The following is a 13879-nucleotide window of genomic DNA, read 5'->3' as shown; positions in this document are numbered from 1 at the left end:
CGGGCTAGAAGCCCATCCCACAAAAATCTTTTTTCTTGTGGGATGGGCTTCTAGCCCGTCCCAAAATTTGGTTAAAAGGATTTTTGCAAGAGGTCTATTCTAGTTGCTGGGGCTATTGCGAGTGTTGCTAGGGCCGCCGGCATCGTTATTGTTGCTGGGGACAGTAGAGTCGAAAGGACGGCCGCCCGGATTGGTATTGTTGTTCGGATCGCTCACAGGATCTTCCGAAGAACGATCGGGATTGTTATTGTTGCTGGGGCTATTTGTAGAGTCCGAAGGACTGCCCCCCAAATCGTTAGTGTAGTTCGGATTAGTCGAGTCAAAAGGACGGCCGCCGGGATTGGTATTGTTGTTGGGATCGATCGCAATCAAGCCCGCAGAATTAGAATTGTTCGAGTCGTTAGTCTGGCGGTTCAATTCTGCGAATCCGGGCACGGCGAGCAAGGAACTAACGCCGGCAATTCCGGCAACAGTAACCAATTTTACGAACAAATTTTGGCGATTTGGTGAAGTCATGAATTTCTAAGCCTCTATGTTTTCAAGTTTTCAATAGTACGCGCGTGCGAATCTATCCCGAGCGTGAATCGCCCGAAACTACCGACGAACCGACGCTGCATCGTCTTTTTTGCGAAACAAGTTGAGCAAACCTAACGCGCCCAAGGCACCCAGCCAGCCCAGATTGTTGGGGCGATCGCGCCGATCGCTCAAAACTCCAGAATTAGTCTCAGTCGGCGCCGAAGTTGTACCGCTGGTACCGGTTGTACCTGTCGTACCGCTAGTACCCGTGCCTGCACCGCCTCCCGACTGGGCAGAAGCAGGCACTGCTAAGGAAACCGTTGCTAAACCTAAAGTACAAGCCCCTGCTAAAACAACTTTCAACAATTTAGAAGATTTCATGGTTATGCTTGCTTTTGCCTTGTAGAGTCCTGCGATCGCTTTTGATTGCAAAACCTTATGGTCAAATTGACAACGGAACGTACAACTCTTTTCATATTCGCTACGGGATAATGAAGGTAAGAGAGCAAATTTAGTCCCGTTTCCTTGATTGTTTTTCCAATTGAAACTTACCCCACAGACTCAATAGTTTCTAAGCTATTACCTTTGGTCTACGGCGCGCTGGAAACAGTCGCTACCATCGGCCACATTCTAACTACAGGAGCGGTTTCCAGCGAAAACTCCAAACAACTGATTCTGTCCTTGATCGAAGTTGTAGATTTGTTTCTGTTAGCCACAGTATTTTACATTACTGCCCTCGGACTTTACGAGCTGTTCATTGACGAGCGCATAAAAGTACCCCACTGGCTGGAAATTCACAGCATCGAGGATCTCAAAACCAAGCTCACCAGCGTGATCGTCGTTGTATTGAGCGTATTGTTTCTCGCTGAGGTAGTTAGGTGGAAGGGCGATCCGAACATCCTTCCCTTGGGAGGGAGTATCGGTTTAGTAATCGCTTCGCTGACGTATTTTCTAAGTTCGCAGGTGAAAAAGCCGAAGTCAGATTTATAGCTGTGCGATCGGGTAAATTACCCAAATTCCGTGCCACCAGCAACGGCAAGCAAGTTCCTTTTTCTGAAACTAATAAATTTAAGATTACATCGGTCTTCGGACTGAGATAAATGCTGTCTTAAATTTGCTTTTAGAGAGAGGAAGGTAGTTGTTTATTCTATATAAAATAGCATTTATGTTAAAAAAAAGGAGACCATTATGCCAGAACAACAATTTGACACATTACCTTCAGAAGCACAACAACTCCCCCAAGGGGCGCAGAATATTTTTAAAGCGGCTTTTAAGAGCGCTAGCGAAGATGGAATGAGCCAAGATGCTGCTACTCGCGTTGCTTGGAACAGCGTAAAATCAGAGTATGTTCAAGGTGACGGTGGCACGTGGCATCACAAGGGCGACGATACTAACCAAACTCGCAAATCTGTACAGTCTGGTGGTAATTAGTCATTAGTCATCAGTCATGACTCAGAAGTGCGAGCGTCCCCGCTCGCGAACGTTATCAGTTCTATCGTGTCCGCTAAAATAACCTCGATCGGGTTTGAGCGTTGGGACTTGAGTCATCTCTCGTCTGATGAGGAATGAATTCCCAACGATCGAACCAATATGATTGAGGTTCGATCGTTGGGAATTCATTCCGCATTTTCCGAGGAATTAAGTCCGCATTTTCCGAGTAATGAATTCCTCACTACCAACCAAGCAGTGTATTGATAAGTTATAGCCTTTCTCATTCTCAAAAAGGTGAGGTATGACTGACAGGTTATATAACCACTGAAACCAAGAGGGCCCAAGCCCAACAACGTACCTCATCTTTCTGAGAACCGCTATAATAAGCATTGACGATCGCAGCAGATAAAATAGCAAGAGAGAGATTTAAAAAGTTTATAAATAGCTCTTGCGACAGATGGCTTCACAATTATTTATTAGATAACTTTAAAAAAGTAAACTTTGTTACAGAATTTATGCTCACTTCATCCCATCCTCTAAAACAGGTATTTCATTGCCCTGAAGAATCTGATTTTTACTCGCACTGCTTGGAAAGTTTAGTGTTAGATACCGCTGACAATTCTCGACTTATAGTAGAATTTGGTTCCGGAGAGGGAAGTCCAGTTATTAAGTCTTTGGTCAGAACTAATTTTGACGGAAAAATACAAGGATTTGAGTTAAATAAGGTTGCGTCGAAAATTGCTGAGTCTCAAATTAAGCAATATCAACTGAGCGAACAATACACTGTCCAAAATTGCTCTTTTTTTGATTCGCCTTTATATCAGTCGGCGAATTGTATAATTTCAAATCCGCCTTACTTGCCGGCGGCGGATGACAAGCTCTATCAGCCGCTGTTGCACGGCGGGACTGATGGTTCTACAATTGCTAAAAAACTTTTATCTTTGGGCTGCGACAAAGTTTTGCTGATGGTTTCGAGCTATTCTAATCCTGTGGGTTTGATCGATGATGCCTTGGATCGAGGCTACTCGGTGGCGAATTTTGAGATTGCACCTCTAACTTTTGGCTATTACAGTTCGGAACCGAAGGTGAAAAGCGCGATCGCCAATCTGCAAAAACAGGGCATGGCTTTTTATTCGGAAAATATCTATCTGCTGGCGGGAGTTTTGTTTCAGAAGCAGCAAAAGTCGCCCAGAGATTTGTCGATCGAGCTAATTCAGTTAATGACAGCCTTGTAAAATACAGCACGGATCGATCGTTCGTTGTTTTATCGGTGGGGGCGGGTTGATTAGATTGTGGGTTGAGTGGCAATTATTGTCTGTGAACCCGCCCCCACCCAACGGCAAATCCCCATCTACGTGTCAATTGTGTTCTGCTGCTTGGATCGATCGCACTACAGCCAACGCAGCCCGATCGCCGATCGACTTCTCTTGATCGTAGCCCAACACCAATTCCCACCCATCCTGCGGGTATTTGTCAACCAGCGGGATCGCCACCTCATCAAGCATCCAGCGCCCGTGACGCTCATCTTCTCGGATGTGGAGTTCCCAATAACCCATCGCAGCCTGGGACAACCCCAGGCGCTGCGCGGCGCCTAGATAATTGCGGTAAGCGACGGGCCCAGCCACCTCAAAATAAGTGAGTCCGCCGTTGTAGCGCAGAAAGTGGCGCTTGCGTTCGGTAAGCAGGAAGTTGTGGTTGATGCTGGAGAGCACTTCCCAAGGTACTAAATCGAAATACGCCTCCGGTTCTGTGCTCATCCCGAATTCTGCCATCATTTGGGCAAAATAGGTCGAGTGCTTGCGGGGTAAGCGACCGCCGCCGTATTCTTCGATCAGCACCCGCGTCAGGGTTGACTGAATTTCGTTGCCTGCCCCGCCGAGGATGCGGGAAAGACGGCTGGCTTCCACTAAACCGTCGAAGGAGGCGATCGCCAGCAGGTGTCTGTATCCCGCTGCTGTCATCTCTTCTCGCAGGTAGCGATCGATCTCAGACAGCGGAGGATCGACATCGACGGCTGCACGATCGCGCAGGGCTTGCTTGACATTCTCGATGTTTTGCACGGCTGCAACGTCGATTTGGGCGATTTCCCACTGCTGCCAAGGTTCTTCGATGCGATCGCGCACTCCTCGCAAATAGTGCGATCGTTCGTTGTTGTAGCGGCGCAAATCGTCGTACCAAAACAAGTTGAGGCGGTTGATGCGGTACAGTACGCGCTGCAAGAAACGGTGCGCGGCCTCATCGCCCTCCGGTTGCTGATATGCCGATCGCAGCGCCACGGCGATCGCGCTTTCAAAATCGCTAACAAGTAACGGTTTTGCAGCCACCGTCTTGTCTAAATCATCCACTAGCAGCAAATTGACAAATTGGCGATCGGCTGCTTCGTAATTTGGAAGTGCGGGTTGCTTTTTAGGAAGACTCGGCGAGTCAATTTTGGGGAGTAAATCTGCGGTATTTTGCATGGAATCAAGTTATGTTAACTCAGATTATTGTGCTGCCTGCCAAAACAGCCAACCGTTGCAGATTGCTGAGGATTCTGGCTGCTTATTTTCAAGATACCGAATCATTCAGCCGGACACACCTTTCTATTGATAGATATTTGTGAGTTTCCCTTCTTCTCTCCTCTTCTTTCCTCTTCTTTCGTGTCCTTCGCGCCTTCGCGGTTCGTCAAAAACAAATCCCACCAAAGTTATAATTTTTTATAACCCCTGTTAATATAGCTATGTTTCGATCGACTATAATCTAAGAACTAATTAGAGGAACGGTAAGTTATGGCTGTGCAGTTGCTCAAAAGACTTTTCACAGTAGAAGAATACCATCTGATGGGTAAAGCTGGGATTCTTTCGGAGGGCGATCGCCTAGAATTGATAGAAGGAGAACTTGTTGAAATGGCCGCTATTGGAACTCGTCATGCTTCCTCTGTGAGGCGCTTAGCCAGACTGTGCAGCCAAATTCCCGAAAATTTGGCTACTTTTGACGTGCAGAACCCCGTTCAGTTGAGCGATCGCACTGAGCCGCAACCTGATATAGTATTGCTGCAACCTCGCGCCGATTACTATTCAACCGCCCACCCCCTCCCATCGGAAGTTTTACTATTAATAGAAGTAGCTGACACTTCCATAGACTATGACAGAGATGTGAAACTTCCTATTTATGCCCGATCGCAAATTCAGGAAGTCTGGATAGTCAATTTACAGGAAAACTGCTTGGAAGTTTACCGCCAGCCGACTGTTAACGGTTACAGTTTAATGCTGAGGTTTTGGCGGGGCGATCGAGTGTCGCCGCTGGCTTTTCCCGAATTTGTAGTTAGTGTGGATTTGGCGATCGGCTAAATCAGGATTATACCATTTTAGATTTGAGATTTGAGATTTGGGAATGACTTAGTGGATATGGGTTTTAAGTTTGCTTGCAGTTGCATTATTTTTTGAATTCAGGATTATTTGCATTCTAGGCGAGCGCGAAAATACTCCTCATACAAATTGCAGATCGCACTGCAATAATTGCCGCTCGCCAATTCCAGCAATCGCCACCTCTGCGACGGGATTGAAAGTCGCTCGGACAGTCGATTTTAGATTTTAGATTTGCTCCTATGAATCGGGTTTTTGCGTAAGTCTTGATATGCTTAAATTTGGTAGCAGGTAATAAATAATAGGTCAGGGCGATCGGTGTATTCAACTCTAGAGCAAAAGTACCAGCGCCTGCAAAAACAGTTAACGGGCGGCATCATCGCCCTTGGCGGCATTTTCTGCACGGGTACTCTTTGGTATTGGCTGGTGGAAAAATGGCCTTTGCTCGATGCCGCTTACATGACTGTATTTACTTTAGCAACTGTCGGCTACGGTGAAATTCACCCCCTCGGAAGACGCGGGCGAATGTTTACCATGTGCCTGATTTTGATGGGCGTGATGGTGATTGGTTATATCGTCAACCGCTTTACAGAAGCGCTGATTCAAGGATATTTTCAAGAAGGAGCAAGAATTAGGCAGCAGCGGCGTTTGGTGGATTCTTTGATCGAACATTACATTCTTTGCGGTTTCGGGCGCACGGGGCGACAGATTGCCTTGGAATTTGAGGCAGAAAATATTCCTTTTGTGGTGGTAGATTCGGCGCTACAGTCGGTGCAGGCTGCTTTGGCGTTGGGGTACACGGCGGTGCAGGGAGACGCGACACTCGATGAAATTTTGTTGAATGTGGGGATCGATCGCGCAATTTGCATAGTAGCAGCTTTGCCGTCGGATGCTGAGAATTTGTACACTGTGCTGTCGGCGAAAACTCTGAATCCGAAGGTACGGGCGATCGCCCGCGCCACCACAGAAGAAGCCGTAAAGAAGTTGCAGCGGGGCGGCGCCGATGCCGTTGTATCCCCCTACATTACGGGCGGCAAACGGATGGCAGCGGCTGCTTTGCGCCCTCAGGTGATGGATTTTTTAGACGGCGTATTGACGGGTACGGATAGTTCTTTTTATATGGAAGAATTTCTGGTAGATCCGAATAGTTGTGTCTACGTCGGAGAAACTTTGAGAAATGCCAAATTGCGATCGCAATCCGGGGCATTAGTGTTAGCAATTCGACGGGCTGGCGGCACTTTGATTGTCGGGCCAACTGGAGAAACTGCGATCGAAGGAGGAGATATGCTAATTTGTTTGGGCACCGCCGAACAATTGCGCGCCCTCAATCAAATCCTCAGCCCCCTAAGTTTTCGCATCCCCCGCCCTCCGAACTAAATTGAAGGACTAAAGTCCTCACTACAAACGGGTTTGTCGTCAAAAATGCCAGTCCTCTTTTGGGGCGGTTTCGGCGGGCGAAGGAGTTAACGCCGACGATCCTTGGGGAAGTTGGTGGGGTTGGGAGGTGCGATCGCTTTGGCAGATTTCACCTACGCAGGTTGGGAATGTCCCAATTGTGGGCCCAGGTTTAAGATTTCTGCTTTGTGGGTGCATGGCTGGTGTCAGCACTGTTTTATGAGGTTTGGGCAGATGAGCAATTTCCAGAAGTCCATCATTTTAGATAATATTTTATGTAGATATATAAATATAAGTAACTTATTTTCAGTTAAAATATAGATAAAAGGATGATTTATGATGGTAGTCTATTTGGAGGGAATTTGCTCTGACCTTGGGACAATTGGTTAGGGAATAAGGAATTCTCTATCATTGGCGATCGCTATGTCCATATAACAAGTATCAGGAAATAGATGAATCAAGTTGTCATTGAAAATCCTATTATTAACTCTGCCTTCTTGGAACCCAAGTACCACTTTCGCTTTGACGATGATGGTATTACCGATGAAATTCTCGAAGAGCGTCGCATCAGCCATTATTTTATCCCGATCGCCCAACCGAAGAAAAAAAGCAAGCAGTTTCAACAACTAGAGCTAAATCTAGGTGAATGGACACAAGACAGAGTAGCAGAAAACAAGTTTATTAACCAAATTCGCGATCGCGTTAGCCTGTGGAGACGTGGCGGCTATCTCTACGTTACCCCTACCACTAAAAAATTGTTGGCATATTGGACTAACCCCGATCGCGAACGTAAATTATATTTTTGCCAAATAGAAGCTTTAGAGACAGTTATCTATATCACCGAAGTTGCAAAAAAGTGCGGCGATAACTGGATTGAGAATCAACTCCGACAATTCAATGAAGATGCGAACCCGCTGCTGTTCCGCATGGCCTGTAAAATGGCGACAGGAAGCGGTAAAACAGTAGTCATGTCAATGCTGATGGCGTGGCATACTCTTAATAAAGCCGCCAACCCTCAGAACAATAAATTTAGCGATGCTTTCTTAGTAGTAGCACCAGGAATTACCGTGCGCGATCGCCTGCGGGTACTCCAACCTAATGATGCTGAAAATTACTACAAAAAACTTGACCTAGTACCACCAGATTTAATCCCAGAATTAGAAAAAGCTAAAATTGTTATTACTAACTATCATGCCTTTAAACTGCGAGAACTTAATTCAGCAGCTCGGTTAACTAAAGATATTCTCGCCCAAGGACAAAAAAGTGCTTTCACTGAAACCCCAGACCAAATGGTAAGGCGAGTTTGCAAAGGTTTAGGAAACAAGAAAAACATTATCGTGATTAATGATGAAGCTCACCACTGTTACCGTCGTCGCGTTGGTGATGACGATGCCAAGCTCAAAGGTGATGACCGCAAAGAAGCAGAAAAACGCAACGATCAGGCACAACTTTGGATTTCTGGCATTGAAGCTATAAAGTCAAAAATTGGGGTCAAAGTAGTTTATGACTTGTCAGCTACACCGTTCTTTTTAAAAGGTTCTGGCTATCAAGAAGGCAATCTATTTCCTTGGGTAGTTTCTGACTTTTCCTTGATTGATGCGATCGAATCAGGCATTGTCAAAATTCCCCGCGTTCCCGTATCTGACGACAACATGAAAGGCGAATTGCCTGCTTATCGCAGTATTTGGCCCTTAATTCGCGATCAACTCCCCAAGAAAGGACGCAGTACCCAAGATGAAAGTAAATCATCACCCGAACCAAAACTTCCTAAAGAGTTAGAGGGAGCCTTAGAAAGTCTCTATAGTAACTACAAAAAAGCTTTTGAATTATGGGAACAGGACACAGAAGCTACTGACAGAGGACAAACACCGCCTGTATTTATCGTTGTTTGTAATAATACCAATGTCTCTAAATTAGTTTATGACTATATTGCTGGCTGGGATACTGGCAAAAAATATCCTGATGGTAGACCTGTTTTAGCTCCCGGTAAACTACCATTATTTAGTAACGTCCAAAACGAAAACTGGACAGCTAGACCTAACACGATTCTGGTAGACAGCGAACAACTAGAATCAGGCGAGGCGATGAGTGCTGAATTCAAAAAAATTACAGCACAGGAGATTGAAGAATTTAAAGCCGAATATCGACAAAGATATCCAGGTAAAGATCCCGAAAAAATCACACCAGAAGAGTTACTGCGCGAAGTATTAAATACCGTTGGTAAACCCGGAAAACTGGGGGAACACATTCGCTGTGTAGTCTCTGTTTCTATGTTGACTGAAGGATGGGATGCTAGTACCGTCACCCACATTTTAGGGTTAAGAGCTTTTGGCACTCAGTTGTTGTGCGAACAAGTTGTTGGACGGGGACTGCGACGGATTAACTATGCAGTGAATAAAGAGGGAATGTATGAACCCGAATATGCCGAAGTTTACGGTATTCCCTTTGCTTTTATCCCCTGTGCAGGTTCTAATAAAACACCCAAGCGGGGAACACTCCCTACCCGTGTTCGAGCTTTAGCAGAACGAAATGAATCTGAAATTACTTTCCCTCGATTGACGGGTTATCGCTACGACATTAGTAGGGGCAAATTAACAGCTAATTTTACAGATGTTTGTCAATATGTTATCTCTACGGCTGATTTGCCTACTCTTACAGTCAATGCTCCCATTGTTGGTCAATCCAGTATTCATACATTGGATCAATTGAAATCCCACAGAGAACAGGAAGTCGCTTTTTTGTTGGCAAAACTAACTTTAGAAAAGTATTTTCGATGGGATGGGAATCAGAAACCAGAAAAAACTACAATACATTTTTTTGATGCAGATGTACAAGCTTGGTTGTTTCCCCAAGTTTTGCAAATAACTAAACAGTGGCTCAAAGAATGTGTCCGTTACAAAGACAATACCTATCCTCAGTTGTTAATGCTGACTGAATTTGCCCACGATGCGACAGACAAGATTTATCATGCCATTGTGGAAGGAGAGTTGCGAAAATCTTTAAAGCCAATTCTCCGCCCCTATGATACTTTTGGTTCGACTCGCTATGTAGACTTTGACACCGCCCGTGCGGTTTATACGACTAACCCTCATAAATGTCATGTTTCTCATGTGGTACTCGATAGTAATTGGGAATCAAAGATGGTGCAATCCTTAGAACAAATGAATGAGGTTGTCTCCTATGTAAAAAATCACAATTTAGGCTTTACTATTCCCTATACTCTCAATGGGGAACAGAGAAATTATTTGCCTGATTTTATTGTGCGAATTAATGATGGGCAAAAAGAACTACTGAATTTAATTTTGGAAGTATCGGGGGAAGCGAGAAAGGACAAAGCCGCTAAGGTGGCGACTGCTAGAACTCTTTGGATACCAGCAGTAAAAAATCACGGGGGATTAGGGCGTTGGGATTTCTTAGAAATATCCGATCCTTGGAATGCCGAAAAATCTATTCGGATGTATTTGTCTAAGCAGACAGCACAAACGGATACGAATATTAGTACAATTCAAAAAACCGCTGGTGTCTGTGGAGGTAATGCTAGGATACGCAATACACGCATTCCTGTCTGGACAATTATTTCTTTTTACAAACTGGGGGCATCTGATGAGGAAATACTGAGGAATTATCCGGGGTTAACTCCCGCAGATTTAAGATTAGCTTCGTCATACTACGAACAGCATCAAACAGAAATCGATCGAGTAATTGCTGCCCAGGATGACGATGATGAAGATAGCTAGGCTTTACTCTAACGAAAATTTCCCCCTAGATATCGTCAACAAACTTCGTTATCTCGGACATGATGTGTTGACATCCTATGACGCAAAACAGGCTAATCAAGGAATTCCCGATGATGATGTTCTCAAGTTTGCCCATCAACAAGAGCGGGCTGTGATTACGCTCAATAGGCAGGATTTTATTGAACTACACAAGCTTGTCAAAGAACACAGTGGAATTATCCTCTGTAAAGAATGTCAAGGAGATTTTGATTATGAACAACAAGCCTTAAAAATTCATGAATTGATTTTAGATTTCAGTGAATTGAAGTCTCGATTGTTTCGAGTACAAAAGCAGAATGTCAAAGGCTGTAAAATTCAAACATTTATCTATAAGGAAATAACTAATGCCTAGGAAAAAGAATGACAAATCTACACCTATTGATAGTGTGAAACATCAGGATAAACGGGCTAATATTCCTACTGAAGAGTTGCGTGATTTTATGGCTGACGACGAGAAAAAACCTCAAAAAGTTCTCTATCCCCGCGATCCGTCTTTAGATCCGCAGTTGGTGTGGCAGGGGAAAGACGAACAGGACAGTCAGGATTTAGAAGTGCCTGCTGTGCCGATTTATATTCAGGAAAAAATACACCCCCACGCAATTATTGAGGATTTTAAGAAGCAGGTTAAGAAAGAACAGCCAGCGGAACAATTAAGTTTATTTAGTGATTTCAATGGGTTAGAGTTTGACCAATTAATTGACTTTTATCAGCATAAGGATGGGGTGAAGTGGGCTAACCGGATGATTCTGGGTGATTCGCTGTTGGTGATGAATTCATTGGCGGAGAAGGAGGGTTTAAAGGGTAAAGTGCAGATGATTTATCTTGACCCGCCCTATGGGATTAAGTTTGGTTCTAATTGGCAGGTTTCGACTCGGAAGCGCGATGTTAAAGATGGGAAGGCTGAAGAAGTAACAAGGCAACCGGAACAGGTGAAAGCTTTTCGGGATACTTGGGAGTTAGGGATTCATTCTTATTTGAGTTATTTACGCGATCGGTTGGTTGTAGCAAGAGAGTTATTGACGGAAACTGGTAGTATCTTTGTGCAGATTGGCGATGACAATGTGCATTTGGTTCGGTGTTTGATGGATGAGGTTTTTGGGAGCGAAAACTTTATTACTCAAATTTCTGCTACTACTAAAGTTTCTCTAGGAAGTAAATACATCGCTGGGGTTCAAGATTATATTATTTGGTACTCCAAAAACAAAGAAAGTGTTAAATATAGACAGCTCTATGAAGAAAAAGATTTAGTAAGCAATTCTGAATTTACTCTAGCACAGGATATTGATGGTAATCATCAGAGATTAACAACTGAAGACAAGCAGGAAAAAAGTCATATTAGCGATAACTTAAAAATTTTTCAACGCATCGATTTACTTGCGACTGGTTGGGGAGCTAGTACAAATTTTCCTATTGATTATCAAGGCGAAAAATTTTATCCATTAAGGGGCAAAAGCTGGAAAACGCATTTGCCAGGAATACAAAGATTAAAATTAGCTAACCGAATAATTAAACTAGGTGGATATCTTAGATATAAATCTTTTTTTGATGATTACCCTGTTAGCCAAATTACAAATGTTTGGGCAAAAACGGCTGGTGGTTTCTCGGAAAGCAAAGTTTATGTAGTTCAAACAAATCCCAAAATAATTGAAAACTGTCTTTTAATGACTACAGATCCCGGTGATTTAGTATTAGATCCAACCTGCGGATCTGGAACCACAGCGTATGTTGCCGAACAATGGGGAAGACGTTGGATTACCATCGACACAAGCCGTGTTGCCTTAGCACTAGCTAGAACTCGCCTCATGTCTGCTAAATATCCCTACTACCTACTAACAGACTCCCCTGAAGGCATCCAAAAAGAAGCCGAAATCACTAAACAACTGCCATCAACACAACCTAAGACAGACAACGCAATCAAAAAAGGCTTTGTTTATAAGCGCGTTCCTCATGTTACATTGGGATCAATCGCCAATAATCCAGAAATTGATACTATCCATGCCAAATGGCAGTTACAACTAGAACCAGTTCGCACTCAATTAAACCAGTTGCTCAAAAAATCCTGGGAAGAATGGGAAATTCCCAGAGAATCCGATGCCAAATGGTCAGATGAAGCTAAAGAATTAATAGCTAAATGGTGGCAACTCAGGCAACAACGGCAGAAAGAAATCGATGAATCTATTGCGCGTAATGCCGATACCGAACTACTCTATGACCAACCTTATGAAAACAATAAACGCATTCGGATAACTGGCCCGTTTACTGTCGAAAGTCTTTCACCTCACCGCATTCTTTCTACTGATGAAGCATACCCAGCCTCAGAACAGGAAGGCGTTACCCAAGCATCAGATCAATTTGAAGTCAGAATCATTGACAACCTGAAAAGGGCAGGAATCCAAAATACTTTAAAAAATCAACGCCTCAAGTTTGAAAATTTAGAGTATTTAGAATCTCATGCGGGTACTTACATTCATGCTGTAGGCGAGTACGCAGAAAGCGATGAAACCATCAAGCGGGTAGCAGTCCACATCGGGCCAGAATACGGCACTGTCAGCGTTGATGATATCAAAGAAGCTGCCAAAGAAGCTGTTAAAGGCTTGGGGAATGATGTATTAATTGTCTGCGGTTTTGCCTTTGAACCTAATGTTAATGAAGAAGCAAAACGTTATGGCAAATTGCAAGTTTTAATCACTCGCATGAATCCTGATTTGTTACTGGGTGATGAACTGCTCAAGAAAACAGGGGCTGGTAATTTATTTATGGTATTTGGCGAACCAGATATTGAGTTAAAACGCCAAAATGGTCAGCTAGTAGTCACCTTAAAAGGCTTAGATATTTACGATCCGACTACAGGAGAAATTCGCAGCAGTTCGCCTGATGATATTGCTTGTTGGTTTATTGACACTGACTACAATGAGGAAAGCTTTTTTGTGCGTCATGCCTATTTTACAGGTGCTAACCAACCTTATGAAAAATTAAAGCGGGCGCTGAAAGCAGAAATTGATGAAGATGCTTGGAGTCAGATGTATTCTACTACTAGCCGTCCTTTTGATTCTCCCAAAGGCAAGAATGGTAAATCGGGAAAGATTGCGGTTAAGGTGATTAACCACTACGGGGATGAAGTGTTAAAAGTGTATGAAAGTCTTTAGAACTTTTGACACTTCACAAAACCTAAAGCCGATGGCGGGATTTGAACCCGCGACCGATCGATTACGAATCGGCCGGGGCTAAGTCTGCGGAAATTGTGGAGATGCTTCGGCAGGGCGTAACAATCTCCTCAGATCCATATTCAACTAACTCAAGTGCCCATTTTTTGGCAAATGAATTTGCGTGTTCGGGCGATCGACAAAAATTATTCGAGATTCTGTGAACTTCCCCACCTGAGAATTGCTGGTGGCGCGAAATATTTTAAACGTTCGG

The 13879-nt window shown here is 44.0% G+C and carries 12 protein-coding genes; 8 read left to right on the top strand and 4 right to left on the bottom strand.

The genetic code is table 11. The features are described from left to right. Positions 1-99 precede the first annotated feature (99 nt). Together JGK11_RS30655 and JGK11_RS30650 are read right to left on the bottom strand one after the other, a co-directional pair. The gene (locus JGK11_RS30655; RefSeq protein WP_293190015.1) at positions 100-516 is read right to left on the bottom strand and encodes a hypothetical protein; all 417 of its coding nucleotides are present in this window, start codon (positions 514-516) and stop codon (positions 100-102) included. A 78-nt stretch (positions 517-594) separates the two neighbouring features. Further along, positions 595-897 carry a hypothetical protein gene (locus JGK11_RS30650; RefSeq protein WP_293177739.1) on the bottom strand — a complete coding sequence of 101 codons (303 nt, stop codon included), beginning with the start codon at positions 895-897 and terminating at the stop codon, positions 595-597. A 144-nt stretch (positions 898-1041) separates the two neighbouring features. Between JGK11_RS30650 and JGK11_RS30645 the strand changes: the two genes are divergently transcribed. Next, a complete protein-coding gene (locus JGK11_RS30645) occupies positions 1042-1506 on the top strand; it encodes a YqhA family protein (RefSeq protein ID WP_293177736.1) in 465 nt (154 codons plus the stop codon). A gap of 198 nt (positions 1507-1704) precedes the next feature. Beyond that, positions 1705-1947: a ChaB family protein gene (locus JGK11_RS30640; RefSeq protein WP_293206777.1), complete on the top strand. Its 243-nt coding sequence runs from the start codon at positions 1705-1707 to the stop codon at positions 1945-1947. A 21-nt stretch (positions 1948-1968) separates the two neighbouring features. Here the strand turns inward: JGK11_RS30640 and JGK11_RS30635 are convergent, their stop codons facing one another. Then, the gene (locus tag JGK11_RS30635; protein WP_293190019.1) at positions 1969-2136 is read right to left on the bottom strand and encodes a hypothetical protein; all 168 of its coding nucleotides are present in this window, start codon (positions 2134-2136) and stop codon (positions 1969-1971) included. A gap of 326 nt (positions 2137-2462) precedes the next feature. Between JGK11_RS30635 and JGK11_RS30630 the strand changes: the two genes are divergently transcribed. After that, positions 2463-3182, top strand: a complete 720-nt coding sequence (locus JGK11_RS30630; protein WP_293177730.1) for a methyltransferase — start codon at positions 2463-2465, stop codon at positions 3180-3182. Between the two features lie 123 nt (positions 3183-3305). On the opposite strand, the gene JGK11_RS30625 is transcribed toward JGK11_RS30630, so the two are convergent. Beyond that, positions 3306-4406, bottom strand: a complete 1101-nt coding sequence (locus JGK11_RS30625) for an iron-containing redox enzyme family protein (RefSeq protein WP_293190021.1) — start codon at positions 4404-4406, stop codon at positions 3306-3308. A 309-nt stretch (positions 4407-4715) separates the two neighbouring features. Here JGK11_RS30625 and JGK11_RS30620 point away from each other — a divergent pair, with 309 nt between their 5' ends. The 5 genes from JGK11_RS30620 (at position 4716) to JGK11_RS30600 (ending at position 13608) form a co-directional block, all read left to right on the top strand. Further along, on the top strand, positions 4716-5276 hold the full coding sequence (locus JGK11_RS30620) for a Uma2 family endonuclease (RefSeq protein ID WP_293190025.1): 561 nt from the start codon (positions 4716-4718) through the stop codon (positions 5274-5276). A 333-nt stretch (positions 5277-5609) separates the two neighbouring features. Then, complete coding sequence (locus JGK11_RS30615) at positions 5610-6668, top strand: potassium channel protein (protein ID WP_293177721.1); 1059 nt, start codon at positions 5610-5612, stop codon at positions 6666-6668. Positions 6669-7138: 470 nt separating this feature from the next. Continuing rightward, positions 7139-10423, top strand: coding sequence for a BPTD_3080 family restriction endonuclease (locus JGK11_RS30610; protein WP_293214201.1), 3285 nt, complete (start codon positions 7139-7141; stop codon positions 10421-10423). Beyond that, complete coding sequence (locus JGK11_RS30605) at positions 10407-10814, top strand: DUF5615 family PIN-like protein (protein ID WP_293177715.1); 408 nt, start codon at positions 10407-10409, stop codon at positions 10812-10814. The genes JGK11_RS30610 and JGK11_RS30605 overlap by 17 nt, the downstream gene beginning before the upstream one ends. Continuing rightward, the gene (locus JGK11_RS30600; protein ID WP_293197570.1) at positions 10807-13608 is read left to right on the top strand and encodes a site-specific DNA-methyltransferase; all 2802 of its coding nucleotides are present in this window, start codon (positions 10807-10809) and stop codon (positions 13606-13608) included. The genes JGK11_RS30605 and JGK11_RS30600 overlap by 8 nt, the downstream gene beginning before the upstream one ends. Positions 13609-13879: the final 271 nt, after the last annotated feature.

Source organism: Microcoleus sp. PH2017_34_RAT_O_A (assembly GCF_020737885.1).
Taxonomy (GTDB): Bacteria; Cyanobacteriota; Cyanobacteriia; order Cyanobacteriales; family Microcoleaceae; genus Microcoleus.
This window is presented reverse-complemented; position numbering and strand designations above follow the sequence as displayed.